This is a genomic window from Pseudomonas azerbaijanorientalis (assembly GCF_019139795.1).
GTDB lineage: Bacteria > Pseudomonadota > Gammaproteobacteria > Pseudomonadales > Pseudomonadaceae > Aquipseudomonas > Aquipseudomonas laurylsulfatiphila.
This window is the reverse complement of record NZ_CP077078.1, coordinates 4240546-4258595: the sequence shown is the minus strand read 5'-3', so window position 1 is coordinate 4258595 and position 18050 is coordinate 4240546. Positions and strand designations below refer to the sequence as shown.

Here is an 18050-nt window from a genome sequence, read left to right as displayed (position 1 = left end):
GCGAACAGGGGCTGCTTCACCAGGAAGCAACAGAGTTACCTGGGACCGATTGTTGGCTGAAGGCGGTAGAAAATAATTGACCTCTCATGCCATTTATTTGATCTTTGACGACATGACTACATTGATCAGAACAAGCTCGTTTACCGGGTTCCGTGAGGTGGCAAGCCAGCTCGGCGGGCAAGCTGACCTCATGCTCGAGCGCTTCCGCATCCATCCGGACGTGCTGATGGACGAGGAGGCACGGGTGCCGTTGCGTTCGCTGGTCGGGCTGCTGGAGTTTGCCGCACGAGAGCTGGACTGCCCTGACTTTGGCTTGCGCATGGCCGAGTACCAGGACTTGCACGTCTTGGGGCCGATTGCGGTCATCGCTCGAACGTGCGCAACGGCGGGGGAGGCGTTGGAGCAAATCATCCGTTTTATCGGCTACCACAGCCCGGGCATCCAGCTTGATCTGGACCTTAGCGAGAAACAGGCGCCGCGTCTGTTGATCGACATCCGCCTGTCCGGACCGACCCCGCGACGGCAAATGGTGGAGCTGGCAATGGGGGTGGCGCATAACGGCATGAAGTTGCTGTATGGCGACAACTTCGTTGCCCAGGCGGTTCTGTTTTCCGCCAATCACTCAGTGGCTCAAGCACGTTACCGGCGCTATTTCAAAACTGCGGTGTGCACCGGTCAATCCTGCAACGCCCTGGTACTTCGTGACGAACAACTCAATCAGCGGATTGAACAGCAAGCCCCCTACCTGCATCGCGCACTGGAACAGTATTTCCAGCAGTTCGACTTGCAAGCGACGTCGGATGTTGTCAGTCAGGTCGAGCGCCTGGTCTTGCGCATGATGCCGATACAGCGTTGCCGTTTGCCATTGATTGCCGAGCAACTGGGTATGCACGTGCGTATGTTGCAGCGAAGGCTGGCCGAGCAGGGGAGAAGCTTCGATGAAATCGTCGAGAGCCTGCGGCGTGACCGTGCCGACCACTATCTGGCGGAGCGGCACATGCCGATGTCCCAGGTTGCCGGTCTGCTCGGCTATAGCGAACAGAGCGTGTTCAATCGCGCTTGCCAGCGCTGGTTTTCCATGTCGCCGGGAGCCAGGCGTCGTCAGTTGTTCGAATGAAAGGTTATCGATCTTCGCGCGGGACCTGATGGCTGGCGACATCGAGACCGTCGCCGAAATGGCCGCTATTGCGAATCACAGCCTTCAACCAGCGCCGCAGCCGCAAGACTTTGGGAGACATCTCATTGCCATTGAGACAGAGCAAGCGGTAGGCCGACACTCGCTCCAGCTTCTCCTTGAAAGGCAGGACCAATTGGCCATTCTTCAGGTGCTTTTCGATAAGCCCCAGCGGTGCCATCATCAATCCGTGACCGTCAATGGCCGCCTGCAGGCCATCACTCAGACTTTCAAAAAGCAGCTCACGTTGTGGTGGGATATCCATGCGTCCGGCGGCTTGATTCCAAAGTGTCCAGACGCCAGGTGCCTGGGCTAGCGTAATGCGAGGGATACTCTCGATACGCTCCCCGGCAACGAGTCTTGCCGCTATTTGCGGTGCACAGACAGGCGCACCGGAGACATCCGCCAGTTTTTCGGAAAATACGTTGAATCGGGTTTGCGTGGTGTGGCGAATGGCAATGTCCAGCTCGCGGGCTTCCAGATCGGCCACTCTGGATGAAAACTCCATATGCACGGTGATATCCGGGTTCTCATGCTCGAACTGCGCCATGCCCGCACTCAGATAGGTAGCCGCGAAACTGGGCGCCACACTGATGCGTAAAGGGCTGGTGTCACTGGCTTGTTTGACCGCCTGAAGCCCGATAGAGATCTCGGCCAGCCCCCGGCTGACGTGCAGCTGCAGCTTGCGACCGCTTTCGGTCAATTCGATTTGCCGATTGCGTCGAACAAAAAGCGCCACACCCAATACGCCTTCCAGTCTTCGAACCTGGTGACTGATTGCCGAAGGCGTCAGGTGCAGGAACGTCGCGGCCTCTTGAAAGGAGCCGAGCCGCGCAGCCGCTTCAAAAGCATTGAGCGCGGGCAGCTGCCGCACGCTCTCCGTAGGGATGAGGATCTTCTTTTCACGTGACATTTTGTCATCCAAGTAAAACCAATGTCGTTTGTCGAGCTCACGACCCCGCTCGTACTGTTGTTCACGAGTCGATGACCCCTAAGGCGCACCAACGTGCCTCGGAACACGCGATGACCAATACCACGAGCGGGGTAAATACATGAACTCATTTCTGTCGCAAAGGCCTTTGGAAGTACCCGTCGGTTCCTTCGCCGGGCTATTTCTGGAGCGAATCCAACACTACGCAGACAACCCGGCGCTGATCGACGGGCTGAGCGGTGAACAACTGACCTACGCCGAACTGTCCCGGCATGTGCGTGTGCTTGCCGGCAATCTGATAGAGCGCGGTCTGGAGCCGGGCGAGGTCACCGCCATCATCGCGCCGAACAGCATTTGGTTCCCGGTGGCTCTGTACGGTATAGCCTTCGCCGGCGGCGTGTACTCCACACTCAATCCCATGTCCTCGCCGGAGGACGTGCGAGAACTCCTCAAGTTGGTGGGGGCCACGCGTGTGATCGTCACCGCGCAAGTCTTCGAAAGGCTACGCGACACCTTGATCACGTTGCAGTTGAAAGACATTTTCGTGCTGGGTGAGTCTGCGGGCCTCACGCCGTTTTCCTCGTTGCTGATGGGCAAGCCTCTGGCCGAAGAACGCTGCCGTGATCTGCAAAAAGACCTGTTGGCTCTGATGTTTTCCAGTGGCACCAGCGGCTTCCCCAAGGCGGTGATGCTCAGCAATCGCAACTACGTTGCGGCGACCGAGCAGGTGACCGCCGCCCAGGTTTTCCGCCGGTCCGACACCATCCTGGCGGCGCTGCCGTTCTTCCATATCTATGGACAAACCAGCTTCATAGGCTCGGCGCTTTCTCAGGGCGCGCGCTTGATCGTGCTGCCCGCTCTCGACCTGGAAGTGACTTTGCGCGTGATTCAGGACTACAAAATCACTGTCGCTCCGGTCGTTGCTCCTGTTGTCTTGCAGTTTGCCAAGCATCCTTTGGTCGATCATTTCGACCTGTCGAGCCTGCGGCTGGCCATCTCCGGTGCCTCGCCCATCAGTGCCGACCTGCTGAAGAGCGCCGCCGATCGATTGAAAGTACCGGTGCTCAACGGCTGGGGCCTTACCGAATCCACCACCACCGGAGCTGTTTCCGAGCCAGGCATGCCGAAAGAGGCCGAAGGTTCGGTCGGCCGGGTGATGCATGGCATTGAGGTGCGGGTCGTGGAAATCGGCGGCAGCCAGGATGTGGCGCCAGGTGCCGATGGCGAGCTGCTGATACGCGGTCCCAACGTGATGCTCGGCTACTTCAACAATCCGGCGGCAACCGCCGAAACGATCGATGCGCAGGGCTGGCTGCGAACCGGAGATGTCGGCCGGATCGATGAGCACGGCAATCTGCGAATCATCGACCGCGCCAAAGAGTTCATCAAGTTCAAAGGTTTCCAGATCAGCCCGGTCGAACTCGAAAGTGTGTTATTGATGCACCCGGCGGTGGCCGATGCCGGCGTCGTGCCCAGCCCTGACACCGAATCCGGTGAGGTGCCCAAAGCCTTCGTTGTGCTGCGCTCACCTGTGACCGAAGCCGAACTGATCGACTTCGTCGCACAGCGTGTAACCCCCTACAAGAAACTGCGCGACATCGAGTTCATCGACGCCATTCCGAAGAACCCGGCAGGGAAAATCCTGCGGCGGATCCTGGTACTGCGCGAGCGCGAAAAACGCGAAACCCATGCCGCGTCCGGCGACCGTCTTGAGGATCGGGTGGTTATCACACGCCACGGTAATGTGCTGTCGATCTGCCTGGACCGTCCGCGCAAGATGAATGCCTTCGACCGCGACATGTTCATCGGCCTGGCCAAGGCCATGGCGATCTACGAGGACGATCCAAGCCTGCGTTGTGCGGTGTTGCATGCCAATGGCCTGGTCTTCACCTCGGGCATGGACATCGTCAGTACTGCGCCTCTCGCCGCGCGGGGAGAGTTGCGTATCGGCGATCCATCGTTGGTGGATATGCTCGAAATCGACCCGGCCGTTCGCCGCCGGAGCAAACCGGTGGTCCTTGCCGTTCATGGCAAGTGCATGAACCTGGGGGTGGAGCTGGCGGCAGCGGCGGATATCGTTATCGCCGCGCAAGATGTCACGTTCATTCAACGCGAGGTGGCAGTCGGCTTGTTCCCGTTCGGGGGTGCCACCGTGTTCTTGCCGGCAAAAATCGGTCTCGGTAACGCGCTTCGCTACATCCTGACGGCGGAGGAGTTCGATGCTCAGTCCGCTTGCCGGATGGGGCTGGTGCAAGAAGTCGTACCGCAGAGCCAGCTGATGACGCGCGCTTTCGAATTCGCACGGCTGATTGCGCAGAACTCACCGTCCGGGGTTAAAGCAGCGCTTGCGTCGGTGCGCCTGGCTCGTGAAAAAGGCCCCGAGGCGGCGCTTGCAACACTGCTAAGTGAAGTCGCCCGGTTGACCGGTGCAGAAGACTTCAAGGAAGGCGCTGCGGCCTTCCTGGAAAAACGAGCGCCGAACTTCAAGGACGCGTGAGCGCCACACCGGATGCATTGAATCCTTTGCAATAGAAGGGGGGCGGCTGCGCGACAAGCGTAGCCAAACCCATTTGCCGCCTTTCAATCACTACACAAGGACCTCGGCATGAGTGCCCTGAATATTGCCCAGCCCATCGTTCCCGCCGCCATGCAATCCTGCTTCGAGCACCAACGCGCCGCCTACCTCGCCACGCCCGAGCGCAGCTATGCCCAGCGCGTGGAAGACCTCAAGAAGTTGGCGCGGATGCTGAAAGACAACCGCCAGGCACTGATCGAAGCGATCAACCAGGACTACGGCAACCGCTCCACCTTCGAGACGCTGTTCGCCGAGTTTTTCGTCGTGCTGGGAGATATCAAGTCCACCATCAAGCACCTGAAGAAGTGGATGAAACCGCAGAAGCGCCACATCGATCTGATGGTTTACCCCACCTCCAGCAACCGTGTCATTCCCCAGCCGTTGGGCGTGGTCGGCGTGATCGTACCCTGGAACTTTCCGCTGCTGCTGTCGTTCGGGCCACTCACCGCCATCTTCGCCGCCGGCAACCGGGCGATGGTCAAGATGTCGGAAAACTCGAACAATCTGACGCACCTGCTGATGTCCATCACACCGAAATACTTCCCGCCGCAACAGCTTCAGTTCTTCGAAGACAGCGGCGCCAATGGTTCGGTGGGCCCGGCTTTTTCCTCGATCCGCTTCGACCATCTCTTCTTCACGGGTTCGGGTCAGACCGGCCGCGCCGTGATGGCGAACGCTGCACGCAACCTGACCCCGGTGACACTGGAGTTGGGCGGTAAATCACCCGCCGTGGTCGCGCCGGATTTCCCGATGACCCTGGCCGTCGATCGCATCATGTGGAGCAAGGCCTTCAACGCGGGCCAGATCTGCACCAACGTCGACTATGTCTTCATTCCCGCCGGCTCCGAGGCGGACTTTGAACGCGAAGCCCAGCGGGTCATAGCCGAGCGCTACCCCAATATCAATCATGCCGATTACACCTCCATGATCGACCAGCGCGCCTATGACCGCATGCAGGCCACGCTGGATGATGCTGTGGCCAAGGGCGCGCGCGTGGTCAATCTTTTCCCCGAGCAGACGCCGGACAAGACCCTGCGCAAGTTCCCGCTGACCCTGGTTTTCGACGTCAGCGACGACATGGTCATCATGCAGCGCGAGATCTTCGGCCCGCTGCTGCCGGTCAAGACCTACACCACTCGCGAAGAAGTGGCTGGTTACGTCAACAAGCACGACAGGCCCTTGGCGCTGTATCCCTTCACCAGGGACCGCGCCCTGCAGGACTACTACGTGACCCACATCATGTCGGGCGGCGTATGCATCAACACCGCGCTGCTGCACGTGTCTCAGCACGACATGCCCTTCGGCGGCGTCGGCGCCAGCGGTATGGGCCATTACCACGGTTACGAAGGCTTTCAGACCTTTTCCAAAATGCGCCCTGTCTATCGTCAGGGCTTCTTCGCCGCCACCAGGATGATGCTGCCGCCCTACGACAAAGGACCGCTCAAGCCCAACAAGCTGATCGAACTGATTATCAAGTTGAAGGGCTGAAGCGTTAAGCCCTGTGTACCTGACTGTTCCATACCGTCTTCAAAGGAGTTTTCCATGCCCCTCTATGAATGCCAGACCGTCAAAGGAACGCTCAGCGAGCGTCAACGCCAATCGCTGGCCGAGTCCATCACATCCATTCACACCAGGGAAACTGGCGCGCCGGCCAGCTATGTGCACGTGCTGTTCAAGGAGCTTGAAGCGGGAAGCGCATTCACCGCCGGCCAAGTCGCGACCCCCGCGATAATTCGCGGCCAGATACGTGCAGGACGACCACAAGCGACGCGCCACGCCATCCTGCGCGCAATCACCGACGTTTACATGGCCGTCACCGGGGCCGATGCGAATGCAGTGGTCGTGGCAGTGGTCGACATACCCGCTTCATGGGCCATGGAAGGCGGTCAAATTTTCCCGGAACCGGAACAGCCTCCCGAAGTGGCATGACACGCTTCGCTGCGACGAAAACATTTGCGCATTTTCGCGCAGGTCAGGCAGGCAGCCGCTGGTGTAGCAGCTATTTCCCAGTCACCCCGGGTTGCTGCACATTTCGATCATTAAGTTGTCAGTTACGGTCATTGAGCGACGGCGTCGCGGCTCTTAGTCTGTCGAACATGACTGATGGGGGCCGCAGAGCTCCTGCACTTTCCGTGATCGATCGATGTGGAGTTACCGATGACCGCCGCTCAATACCCGCACCTGTTGGCTCCGCTGGACCTGGGTTTCACCACGCTGCGCAATCGCACCCTGATGGGCTCGATGCACACGGGCCTTGAGGAGAAACCGGGTGGTTTCGAACGCATGGCGGCGTACTTTGCCGAACGTGCCCGTGGCGGTGTCGGCCTGATGGTCACCGGCGGTATCGGCCCCAACGACGAAGGTGGCGTGTATTCCGGTGCGGCCAAGCTGACGACCGAAGAAGAGGCGCTCAAGCACCGCATCGTCACCCGTGCCGTTCATGACGCGGGCGGCAAGATCTGCATGCAGATCCTCCACGCCGGTCGTTATGCCTACAGCCCGAAACAGGTTGCACCCAGCGCCATTCAAGCGCCGATCAACCCGTTCAAACCCAAGGAACTGGACGAGGAAGGCATCGAGAAGCAGATCAGCGATTTCGTCACCTGCTCGGTACTGGCGCAAACCGCCGAGTACGACGGTGTGGAAATCATGGGCTCCGAAGGCTATTTCATTAACCAGTTCCTCGCCGCCCACACCAACCACCGTACCGACCGCTGGGGTGGCAGCTATGAAAACCGCATGCGCCTGCCGGTGGAAATCGTTCGCCGCGTGCGTGAAGCGGTCGGCCCGAATTTCATCATCATTTTCCGTCTGTCGATGCTCGACCTGGTCGAAGGCGGCAGCACCTGGGAAGAAATCGTTCAACTGGCCAAGGCCATCGAGCAGGCCGGCGCGACCATCATCAACACCGGTATCGGCTGGCACGAAGCGCGGATTCCGACCATCGCCACCAAAGTGCCGCGAGCGGCGTTCAGCAAGGTCACGGCCAAGCTGCGGGGTTCGGTGAATATTCCGCTGATCACCACCAATCGCATCAACACGCCGGAAGTCGCCGAGCAGATTCTCGCCGAGGGCGATGCCGACATGGTGTCCATGGCGCGGCCATTCCTCGCCGACCCGGATTTCGTCAACAAGGCCGCTGAAGGTCGCGCCGATGAAATCAACACCTGCATCGGCTGCAACCAGGCCTGCCTCGATCACACCTTTGGCGGCAAGCTGACCAGCTGCCTGGTCAACCCGCGTGCCTGCCACGAAACCGAACTCAATTACCTGCCTGTGCAGCAACTGAAGAAAATCGCCGTGGTCGGTGCCGGCCCTGCCGGTTTGTCCGCCGCGACCGTGGCGGCCGAGCGCGGCCATCAGGTGACGCTGTTCGATTCGGCCAGCGAAATCGGCGGTCAGTTCAACATCGCCAAGCGCGTTCCGGGCAAGGAAGAGTTCTATGAGACCATTCGCTACTTCAACCGCAAGCTACAGACCACCAACGTCGAGGTGTGCCTGAACACCCGAGTCGACGTGGCACAGCTGGTCGAAGGCGGCTACGACGAGATCATCCTGGCCACCGGCATTGCGCCGCGCGTGCCGGCGATTCCTGGCGTGGAAAACGCCAAGGTGCTGAGCTACCTGGATGTGATCCTGGAGCGCAAACCGGTCGGCAAGCGTGTCGCGGTGATTGGTGCCGGTGGTATTGGTTTCGACGTCTCCGAGTTCCTCGTTCATGAAGGTGTCGCTACCAGTCAGGACCGCGCCGCGTTCTGGAAGGAGTGGGGCATCGATACGCACCTTGAGGCACGCGGTGGTGTTGCCGGTATCAAGGCCGCACCCCATGCGCCGGCCCGCGAGGTGTTCCTGCTGCAACGCAAGAAGTCCAAGGTCGGCGACGGCCTGGGCAAGACCACCGGCTGGATCCATCGCACGGGGCTGAAGAACAAGCAGGTGCAGATGCTCAACAGCGTTGAATACCTGAAGATCGACGACGAAGGCCTGCACATCCGAATCGGCGAAACCGGCGAGCCGCAGGTGCTGCCAGTGGACAACATCGTGATTTGCGCCGGGCAGGACCCGTTGCGTGAGTTGCATGAGAGCCTGGTGGCGGCGGGGCAGAGCGTGCACCTGATCGGTGGCGCGGACGTCGCGGCAGAGCTGGATGCCAAGCGGGCGATCAATCAGGGTTCGCGGTTGGCGGCGCAGTTGTGACCCGTCAGCTGATAAGATGCCGGCTCTTCACCCTGAGCCGGCATTGATGCTTCTCCCTCCCGACACCTGGCTGCCCCAGGCTCCCCTCGAACCCCTTCACCTCGACTGGCTCACCCACGCCGGTATCGAAGTGGCCATCCTGCGTCTGGACCTGATCGACCCGCTGATCAGCGGCAACAAATGGTTCAAGCTCATCGAACACCTGAAGACCGCCGACCGCGCAGGGGCCGAAGGCATCATCAGTCTCGGTGGCGCGCATTCCAATCACCTCCATGCGTTGGCGGCGGCGGGCAAGCGTTTCGGCTTTTCCACCGTCGGCTTGTTGCGCGGGCATCCTCAGGAAACACCGACCGTGAGGGATTTGCAGGCATTTGGCATGCAGTTGCACTGGCTGGGTTACGGCGGCTATCGGGCGCGACACGAGGCCGGTTTTTGGCAGCCATGGCAAGCGCAGTATCCGACATTGCATCCGGTGCCTGAAGGTGGAGGCGGATTACCCGGCGCACAAGGGTGCATGCAGTTGCGGGCGCAGGTTTGTGCGCAACTGGCTGGATTAGGCTGGAGTGATTACGACGGTTGGTGGGTGGCCTGCGGAACCGGCACGACCCTCGCGGGGCTGGTACTGGCAGAAGCTGGTGATCATCCGGTTTTCGGGGCGTTGGCGGTGCCTGAAGATCATGGCGTGGCGCAGCAGGTCGAGATGATCGTGGGGCAAGCGGGCGTGTCAGATCCGTTGTATGAACTGTTTGAGGCCAGTCGCGGTGGCTTCGCCAAGGTCGATCCGCTGCTGCTTGAGTTCATCGAAAAGACCGGGCAGGCCAGCGGCATTCCCTTGGAACCGCTGTACACCGGCAAGGCACTGCTGGCACTCAAGCACCAAGTCGAAGCGGGCCGATTCGCCCAAGGTACGCGACTGATCTTCATCCACACCGGCGGCTTGCAGGGGCGGCGAGGGTTTGATTCACAAGCCTGAAACGCACCGCAAATCAATGTGGGAGCGAGCTTGCTCGCGATGAGGGCATTGCATTCAGCACATTTGTCGACTGACACACCGCCATTGCGAGCAAGCTCGCTCCCACATTTTGGTTGCCGTCAAGTTCAGCTATCGCGGGTTTCGCCTTTGGGCATCATCCGCAGCAAGGTGTTATCTCCCACCACATAATGGTGATACAGCGCGGCCACGGCATGCAGGCCGATCAGCCAATAGCCGATAGTGCCGCCAAGCTCGTGCCAGTCCTTGAGTTGTTTGGCCAGGTCCTTGTTTTCCGCGATCGGCATCGGCAGGTCGAAACCGTAGAACATCACCTGGTTGCCTTTGGCGCTGGTGACCAGCCAGCCGAGAATCGGCGTGACGATCATGAAAATGTACAGCGCCCAGTGCATCAGCCTGGCCAGCGTCGTTTGCCACGGCGGCGAAGCGGGGAAGACTTGCGGCGCCGGGCCGAGACTGCGTGCGAACAATCGCAGCCAGACCAGGAAGAATACGGTCAGACCGAGCATGAAGTGTGATTCGACGATCAGCGTGCGCCCGCCACTGCCCTTGGGAAAGAGCCCGCGAAACTCGATACAGGCATAAACCAGCGCCAGCAGGACCAGCATCAACCAATGCAACGTGATCGATACGGTGCTGTAGCGCGAGGCAGAGTTTTTCCACGGCATTCGGTGTTCCTCACAGGTCCGGTTTAAAGCCACCGCTCTTGTCCGACGGTGTGCCTTAAATGTAATCCTGTTTCACCGGGTTTGCCTGAGGTGATCGATTGCTCGTTGCTCTGGATCAGGTAATTGACGGCAAAAACGCATCGGCCCCAGTAGGAGCTGCCGCAGGCTGCGATCTTTTGATCTTCAGGTCCCCAATGACGCCGAAAATCAAAAGATCGCAGCCTGCGGCAGCTCCTACAAGGGGAGTCGCGGTTTTTAGCTCGATTGCGGCATTTCGCCGTTGGCCAGGCGCTTGTTGATGTCGGCGATCACCTGCGGCAGATCGGTGATGGTGTCGATCATGTAGTGCGGGCGCGAACTTTCGAACATCCCATGGATGCGCTTGCGCTCACTGTCCAGTTGGTCGCTGCCCAGCGCGCGATAACCTTCGTAATCCAGACCCAGGGCGTTGCCCGAGCAGATCAGCGCCACGGTCCACATGCCGGCGCGGCGACCTTCGAGAATGCCAGGCACGGTGTCATCGATCTTCACGCACGCGGCGACATCGTCGATGCCCAGGGCGATGACGTTGGCCAGCGCCTGGGCGGGCCATGGGCGACCATTCGGGACTTCGTCGGTGGCAACCACGTGATCGGCCACATAGCCGTTGGTGGCAGCCAGTTCGACCACCTTGTCCATGACCTGTTTCGGATAACCGGAGCAGGAGCCGATCTTGATCCCTTGCTGGCGCAGGTTGGCGATGGTCTCCAGAGCGCCCGGAATCAGCGCCGAGTGCTCGGCGATTTTCTCGATCTGCAGCGGCATGAAACGCTGGTAGATCGCGGTGACGTCGTCGTCGGTCGGCGTGCGGCCGAAGACTTTGCGATAACGCTCGGCAACTTCCGGCAGATCGCACAGGGTGCGGATGTGGTCCCACTTGCCCATGCCCATCGGGCCGCGGGCTTCTTCGATGGAAACCTGGACGTCGAACTCGGCGAATGCCTCGACGAAAATCTGCGTCGGGGCGAAGGAGCCGAAGTCGACCACGGTGCCGGCCCAGTCGAGGATCGCGGCCTGGAGTTTGCCTGGGTTGGAGTAGTTCATGGTGATCAAATTCCTTGGAAACTGGCGGATGAAGAGCAGCTTTGGGTGGGAGCGGGCTTGCTCGCGAAAGCGGTGTGTCAGCCGACATCTATGTTGAATGTCGGTCCCTCTTCGCGAGCAAGCCCGCTCCCACAGGGGAATGCGGTGTGGGTTAGATCTCCAGCACTTCCATCTCGCGCAACACCTCGCCAATCGCGGCCACGGCTTCGCGCATCTCGGCCGGTTGCACATGTCCGATGCAGCCGACGCGGAAGGTTTCGACCTGGGTCAGTTTGCCCGGGTAGAGGATGTAACCCTTGGCCTTGACCCGCTCGTAGAATTCCTTGAACTGGTAGCGTGGATCTTTCGGGGCGTGGAAGGTGGCGATGATTGGCGCCTGAATGGCCGCCGGCAGGAAGCTGCGCAACCCCAGGTTGCCCATCTCCTCCATCAGTGCCTGGCAGTTGGCGGCGTAGCGTTCGTGCCGGGCCGGCAAGCCGCCTTCTTCGTTGTATTGCAGCAGGGCTTCGTGCAGCGCCGCGACCACGTGGGTCGGCGGGGTGAAGCGCCACTGGCCGGTCTTGGCCATGTAGGCGTGCTGGTCCTGCAGGTCCATCGCCAGCGAATGCGAGTTGCCGGCGGCGCTGGCCAGGGATTCTTTGCGAGCGAAGACAAAACCCATGCCAGGCACGCCTTCCAGGCATTTGCCCGAGGCGGCGATCAGGGCGTCGAACGGCACTTGTTGCGCGTCCACCGGCAGGGCACCGAAGGAACTCATGGCGTCGATGATCAGGCGCTTGCCGTGTTGTGCAACCACCTGGGCAATCTCCGGCAGCGGATTGAGGATGCCGGTGCTGGTTTCGCAGTGAATCAGGGCGACGTGGGTGATGCCGTTGTCGGCGCGCAGCAGGCGGTCGACGTCGGCAGCGGTGGTCGGTTCGTCTTCGGCGGTTTCGAAGGTGCTGAAGGAACGGCCCAGCACTTCGCAGATTTTCGCCAGGCGTTTGCCGTAGGCGCCGTTGATCAGTACCAGAACCTTGCCATCGCGAGGCACCAGGGTGCCGATCGCGGCCTCGACGGCGAAGGTACCACTGCCTTGCAAGGGCACGCAGTGGTGAGTGGCGGCGCCGTTGACGATCGCCAGCAATTGCTCGCAGAGGCTGGCGGTCAATTGATTGAAGCGCTCATCCCATGAGCCCCAGTCGATCATCATCGCCTGACGGGTGCGGGCCGAAGTGGTCAACGGGCCGGGGGTGAGCAGGATGGGTTCGGCAGCACTCATTTTCGTGTCCTCGCAATCGATGGGATGAAGCTACGGGGCTTAAATTGCAATTTGCCGTGCTATCAATCAAATTGTTTGTTGTTATGCCAGCCATCAGTGAGGGTTATTCATGAACCTGTTTCAGCTCCGCGCCTTCGATGCCGTGGCCCGGGAAGGCAGTTTTACCCGGGCGGCGGCGCGGCTGTTCATCAGCCAGCCGGCGGTCACCGGGCACATCAAGGCGCTGGAAGAGCACTACCAGATCACCCTGTTGCGCCGCACCGCCCGACGGGTGGAACTGACGGAGGAGGGCACCAAGCTGGCGGCGATCACCCGGGCGATGTTCGGCCTGGCCGAGGAGGCGCAGGCGATGCTCGAAGCCAACCGGCAATTGCTGACCGGGCGTCTGGAGGTGGCGGCGGACGGTCCGCACATGGTCATGCCGATGCTCGCCAGCCTGCGCGCGCGCTATCCGGGGATCACGGTGAACCTGCGCCTGGGCAACGCCCAGGAAACCCTGGCGGCGCTGCTGTCCGAACATGCCGACGTGGCGGTGCTGACCGAAGTCGAGCCGCGCAAGGGCTTGCATCTGCAGGCACTGAGCGAATCACGGATTTGTGCGCTGGTGCCCGACAGGCACCCTTGGGCGCAGAAGACCAAAGGCGTGCAGCTCAAGGAACTGGACCAGGTGATCATGGTGCTGCGCGAACCGAGTTCGATTACCCGGCGCACCTTCGATGAGGCTTGCGCCCAGGCCAGGGTCAATCCGCGGGTGCTGCTGGAACTGGACAGCCGCGAAGCGGTGACCGAGGCGGTGGCCGCCGAACTGGGGGTAGGGGTGGTGTCGTCGGTGGAAGTCAGCCACGACCCGCGAGTGGCGGCGGTGCCGATCATTGGCGAGGGATTGGTGAACCGGCACATGATCGGGTGCATGGAGCGGCGCCGGGATTTGCGGTTGATTCAGGCTTTTTTGGGGTTGGCGTCAGTCAGGTAGACCGAGTCGCCTGCATTCGCGAGCAAGCCCGCTCCCACATTTGGAATGCATTCCCCTGTGGGAGCGGGCTTGCTCGCGAAGAGGCCGGGCCTGCTTAAACAAGACTCTCGCGAACCATCTCTAGAAACGTCGCCACGATTCGCCGCGAACTTTGCTCGCGCAAGCACACCAGCGTTTCAGTCAGCCGCCGTTTGCAATCGGTAATCGGCAACGCGCATACCCGTGAGTCGGCGCCGAACTCGGCCGCCGACACCACGCCGATGCCAATCCCTACCACCACCGCTTCACGAGCGGCTTCCCGGCCTTCAACCTGGATCGCCGGACGAATGCGCAGCCCGGCGCCGGCCATTTCCTCCTCCAGGGTCTGGCGCGTCACCGAACCGATTTCCCGCAGTACCAGCGGTGTGTCATCAAGGTCGGCGAGGGTGATGGATTCACGGTCGGCCCACGGATGATTGCGCGACACGAACGCCACCATCGGGTCATTGCGCAGGGGCAGGGAGATCAGGCGTTCGTCACTGACGTCCCGGCCCAGCAACGCCAGGTCGGCCTGATAGTTGAACAGTCGAAACAGCGACTCATCAGTGTTGCCGGTTTCGATCTTCACGCTGATCCCCGGGTAGCGTTCGCAGAATCGGGCAATCTGCGGCAGCACGTGCACCGGCGCATCCACCGCCAGGATCAGGCTGCCGGTCTGCAGGGCCTGGGAGTCCTGCAGCAGTTCCTGGGCTTCGGCCTCAATCACAAAAAGCCGCTGGGTAACGCTCAGCAGGCGTTCGCCCAGATCGGTCAGGCGTACCGAACGCTTGTTGCGGTGAAACAGCAAAACACCGTAGCGCTCTTCAAGTTTGCGCACTTGGTCGGAAATCGCCGGCTGCGTCAGAAATAGCCGCTCGGCGGCTTTGGTAAAGCTTCCATATACCGCAACGGCATGGAACGCTTTGAGTTGGGCGTGGGAAACCGACATCGATATCTCCAGTAACAAGCAAAGCTTATTTTGGAAATACGATAAATCGATTTCACTTATTAAACAGTAATTGTTTTTATCACTCTCAGCCCCGCTGACTGGTCAGTCGAACCGCAGCGGGTGCCATGAGCCTGGGCGTGCAAAACAGGACTCATCTGACCGGTATCCGCCGTAGGGACAGGGCGATATCGCAGTGCTCAACAATAAGAAAACAGGCATTTGCTTCCAATTCTGCCGGCACACTCACACCCTGAGGTCAGAAGCACAATGAACAAGCACATCGGCACCATCAAGCGTTGGCGCGTGCAGATCTTCGCGATCACCTGGCTTGCCTACGCCGCGTTCTACTTCACCCGCAAAGCCTTCTCGGTGGCCAAGCTCGGCATCGCCGAAGACCCGACCTTCATGCTCGACAAAATGGCCATGGCCAACCTCGATGCCATCTACCTGACGGCTTACGCCGTCGGCCAATTCACCTGGGGCATCCTGGCCGACCGCTTCGGTCCGCGGGTGGTGGTGCTCGGCGGGTTGCTGATTTCCGCTGGCGCGGCGCTGGTGATGGGTAATTTCGCAACCTTACCGATTTTTGCTACCTGCATGCTGGTACAAGGCCTGGCGCAGTCCACCGGCTGGTCGGGATTGTGCAAGAACCTGGGCAGTTTCTTTCCCTCCGAACAGCGCGGTCGGGTATTGGGCCTGTGGAGTTCCTGCTACGCCTTTGGCGGGCTCGTGGCCTCGCCGTTTGCCGGCTGGTGGGCGTATACGCTCATCGGCACCTGGCATGCGGCGTTCATTTCCAGTGCGGCGGTGGTTGGGCTGGTCGCCGTGCTGTTTTTTATTTTCCAGCGCAACAAACCTGAAGACGTCGGCTTGCCGGCTGTGGAACCGGAGCCAGAACAGACCGCTGAAGAAACCCTTGCCCAAAGCAGAATCAGAATCTGGGAGCCACTCAAGGAAATCCTGCGCAACCGCACGGTACTGGTGCTGGGGCTGGCGTACTTCATGCTGAAACCGGCGCGCTACGCGATTCTGCTGTGGGGACCGGTGATCGTCTTCGAACAGATGCCTTCGGTAGGCAAGGTCGGTGCGGCGATCATTCCGACCTCGTTCGAACTGGCCGGGTTGCTCGGGCCGATCATGATCGGCCTGGCCTCGGACAAACTGTTCGGCGCCCGGCGCATGCCGGCTTGCGTACTCAGTCTGTTGGCACTCACCGTGACCCTGGCGTTGTTCATGGGCGCCCTGCATACCGGCAGTGTGGTCCTGGTGGTGGCGCTCTTGTTCGTCATGGGCCTGACCCTCTACGGGCCGGACTCGATGATCAGCGGCGCGGCGGCGATCGATTTCGGCACGGCCAAGGCCGGTGCGACGGCAGCCGGGTTCGTCAACGGTTGCGGTTCCGTCGGGGCGGTGCTCGGCGGATTGCTGCCGGGTTACTTCGACTCGGTCACGGTGTTCATTGTCTTCGCCGGTTGCGCGATGTTCTCGGCACTGGTGCTGATCCCGCACTGGAACAGCCGCCCCGGCGGCCTGAAAACCAACCCTCCCTCCGTGCCCGATCGGGCGATGAACATCAAACCCCTGCGTACCTGAATCCTGTTCCTCGTCGCCGATGTGTGCATCGTCGGCGGCGGTTACACACAGGTTGTGGACCTCGGTCGTGCTCAAGGACGGTGGAGCAGCCAGTCGAACAGCAGGCGGGTATCGCCACGGGGTTCACGGGGCGGTGGGCGCAGAGGTTGTGGCCGAGGGCCCAGCGCCGTACAGAGCACCGGGCGATCCGGGTCACTGTCGAGGAAGACCACCTGTACCTCACTGCCGGCCACGGGCAAGCGGGACGGATCGATCCAGTCCTCGGCGGTGGTCAGCGCCAAGGGTAGCCACAGGCCGCTGGACAACGACTCTGTGGCTGAATCTGTGGCGGGCCAGAGGTTCACCCGAATCCGGCCATCCTCGTCCACTGTCGGCGGTTGTCCGACCGGGCCGCACACCTGGCCTGGCTGATACCCGGGGATACTCGGCCTGGGTTGTTTAAGCGCGGGCCTGAACACCGTCGACCAGGGGATGGCGCTGAATTGATTGCGGTAACCCAGGGCCATGCCCGTTGAGTCGTCGAGCAGAATCGATGGCTGGCACCCCTGATGGCTTGTTTCGGTCACCAGCCATTGATCATTGAAACTCTCCTGGGGATGCCCGGCCACCTGCACGATCCGGCCGCTGCGTAATGCTCCCAGGTTGCTTTGACCGTGGATCTGCAGGTGCCGGCACCGCAGGCGTTCCAGTTGTCGCCGGCTGAGCTGGTCGCGATGCTGCTGTTCGCCAGCGAGAACCTGTCTGGCCGTGGTGAACGAGTGATTGGCTGCGCCGTCGCTGATGTCCGCTGCACCAGGATTGCTCGCACCCGGGCGCACAGGGGGGAGCGAAGCATCATGGCGCTGGAACAGTTCGCTGATCACAGTTTGGTGATGGTCGTCGAGTGCGTCGCTGCGCAGCGGCATGAGCAGCGGCTCCTGGGGGAAACTCAGGCTGTCATCGGCCAGTACCAGCACATGGCCGTCGCGTTGATGCTCGAAGTGGTAATGGATGCCTTCTTCCTCGCACAGTCGTTGCAACAATGCCAGGTCGGTTTCTTCGTACTGAATGCAAAAAGCTCGCACGGGATAGTGGCCGGTTGCCAGTTCAAAGCGATAACTGCTGGCGGGCAGCCCATGTTCCTCGAGCAACTGGCGCAGGATCATGGGCACGCTGGCGCGCTTGAAAACCCGTCGGCAGCGTTGCTGCTCCAGTTTCTGGATACCGGACACCAGCACCAGTTTGTAAGCGACCCGGTGTGCGCTTCGATATTCACACCCGGCGCTGTGCAGCACGCCATGTATGCCCTGGTCGTGGCCGAACTCGAGAAACGCCGGCTGGTGCAGCAATCGTTCAAGGTTCAGGGCCGGTGCCAGGCCGATAACCTCGATGTCGAATCGATAGGGCTGGTTGAGTGCTTCGTGACCGCTGAACCGGACCACCTGGAAACTCAGGTCGTCATCGAGAAGCGTCAGGGTGGTGGGACTTTCCTTGTCGTTGTGCATCTAACACGCTACCGCCGTGAAGTAGGGTGCAAAGCGTACGAAACCCCGGCGCATTGCGGGCACGGTAAAGCGACATTTCCGAATCGCCCTACAACCGCTGGTGAAGATGTCGACGCCAGTCGGGATTTTTTGGTCGATTGCCAACTTTAGGCC

Annotated in this window: 14 protein-coding genes; 8 read left to right on the top strand and 6 right to left on the bottom strand. The window is 60.7% G+C overall.

Annotated elements, in window-relative coordinates:
- Positions 1–112: 112 nt before the first annotated feature.
- A complete protein-coding gene (locus KSS91_RS18900; RefSeq protein ID WP_217835744.1) occupies positions 113–1117 on the top strand; it encodes an AraC family transcriptional regulator in 1005 nt (334 codons plus the stop codon).
- Between the two features lie 4 nt (positions 1118–1121).
- Here the strand turns inward: KSS91_RS18900 and KSS91_RS18895 are convergent, their stop codons facing one another.
- Entirely contained in the window at positions 1122–2087 is a 966-nt protein-coding gene (locus tag KSS91_RS18895) for a LysR substrate-binding domain-containing protein (RefSeq protein ID WP_217835743.1), read from the bottom strand.
- Between the two features lie 139 nt (positions 2088–2226).
- On the opposite strand from KSS91_RS18895, the gene KSS91_RS18890 reads away from it, so the two are divergent.
- The 5 genes from KSS91_RS18890 (at position 2227) to KSS91_RS18870 (ending at position 9850) form a co-directional block, all read left to right on the top strand.
- Positions 2227–4602 (top strand): crotonase/enoyl-CoA hydratase family protein, encoded by a 2376-nt coding sequence (locus tag KSS91_RS18890; RefSeq protein WP_217835742.1) that lies wholly within the window; start codon positions 2227–2229, stop codon positions 4600–4602.
- A gap of 108 nt (positions 4603–4710) precedes the next feature.
- On the top strand, positions 4711–6168 hold the full coding sequence (locus tag KSS91_RS18885; RefSeq protein ID WP_217835741.1) for a coniferyl aldehyde dehydrogenase: 1458 nt from the start codon (positions 4711–4713) through the stop codon (positions 6166–6168).
- A gap of 54 nt (positions 6169–6222) precedes the next feature.
- Complete coding sequence (locus KSS91_RS18880; RefSeq protein ID WP_217835740.1) at positions 6223–6609, top strand: tautomerase family protein; 387 nt, start codon at positions 6223–6225, stop codon at positions 6607–6609.
- Positions 6610–6837: 228 nt separating this feature from the next.
- On the top strand, positions 6838–8877 hold the full coding sequence (locus KSS91_RS18875) for an oxidoreductase (RefSeq protein ID WP_015094332.1): 2040 nt from the start codon (positions 6838–6840) through the stop codon (positions 8875–8877).
- A gap of 46 nt (positions 8878–8923) precedes the next feature.
- Positions 8924–9850: a 1-aminocyclopropane-1-carboxylate deaminase/D-cysteine desulfhydrase gene (locus KSS91_RS18870; RefSeq protein ID WP_217835739.1), complete on the top strand. Its 927-nt coding sequence runs from the start codon at positions 8924–8926 to the stop codon at positions 9848–9850.
- Positions 9851–9975: 125 nt separating this feature from the next.
- Here KSS91_RS18870 and KSS91_RS18865 read toward each other — a convergent pair whose 3' ends face one another.
- The 3 genes from KSS91_RS18865 to KSS91_RS18855 form a co-directional block, all read right to left on the bottom strand.
- The gene (locus KSS91_RS18865; RefSeq protein WP_217835738.1) at positions 9976–10536 is read right to left on the bottom strand and encodes a cytochrome b; all 561 of its coding nucleotides are present in this window, start codon (positions 10534–10536) and stop codon (positions 9976–9978) included.
- Between the two features lie 255 nt (positions 10537–10791).
- Entirely contained in the window at positions 10792–11619 is an 828-nt protein-coding gene (gene phnX / locus KSS91_RS18860; RefSeq protein WP_015094335.1) for a phosphonoacetaldehyde hydrolase, read from the bottom strand.
- 151 nt (positions 11620–11770) lie between these two features.
- Entirely contained in the window at positions 11771–12880 is a 1110-nt protein-coding gene (locus KSS91_RS18855) for a 2-aminoethylphosphonate--pyruvate transaminase (protein ID WP_217835737.1), read from the bottom strand.
- A gap of 109 nt (positions 12881–12989) precedes the next feature.
- Here KSS91_RS18855 and KSS91_RS18850 point away from each other — a divergent pair, with 109 nt between their 5' ends.
- Positions 12990–13853 (top strand): LysR substrate-binding domain-containing protein, encoded by an 864-nt coding sequence (locus KSS91_RS18850; RefSeq protein ID WP_217835736.1) that lies wholly within the window; start codon positions 12990–12992, stop codon positions 13851–13853.
- A 94-nt stretch (positions 13854–13947) separates the two neighbouring features.
- Here KSS91_RS18850 and KSS91_RS18845 read toward each other — a convergent pair whose 3' ends face one another.
- Entirely contained in the window at positions 13948–14820 is an 873-nt protein-coding gene (locus KSS91_RS18845; protein ID WP_015094338.1) for a LysR family transcriptional regulator, read from the bottom strand.
- Positions 14821–15087: 267 nt separating this feature from the next.
- Between KSS91_RS18845 and KSS91_RS18840 the strand changes: the two genes are divergently transcribed.
- Complete coding sequence (locus KSS91_RS18840) at positions 15088–16413, top strand: MFS transporter (RefSeq protein WP_217835735.1); 1326 nt, start codon at positions 15088–15090, stop codon at positions 16411–16413.
- Positions 16414–16484: 71 nt separating this feature from the next.
- Here KSS91_RS18840 and KSS91_RS18835 read toward each other — a convergent pair whose 3' ends face one another.
- Positions 16485–17897: a type VI secretion system Vgr family protein gene (locus KSS91_RS18835; protein WP_217835734.1), complete on the bottom strand. Its 1413-nt coding sequence runs from the start codon at positions 17895–17897 to the stop codon at positions 16485–16487.
- Positions 17898–18050 lie beyond the last annotated feature (153 nt).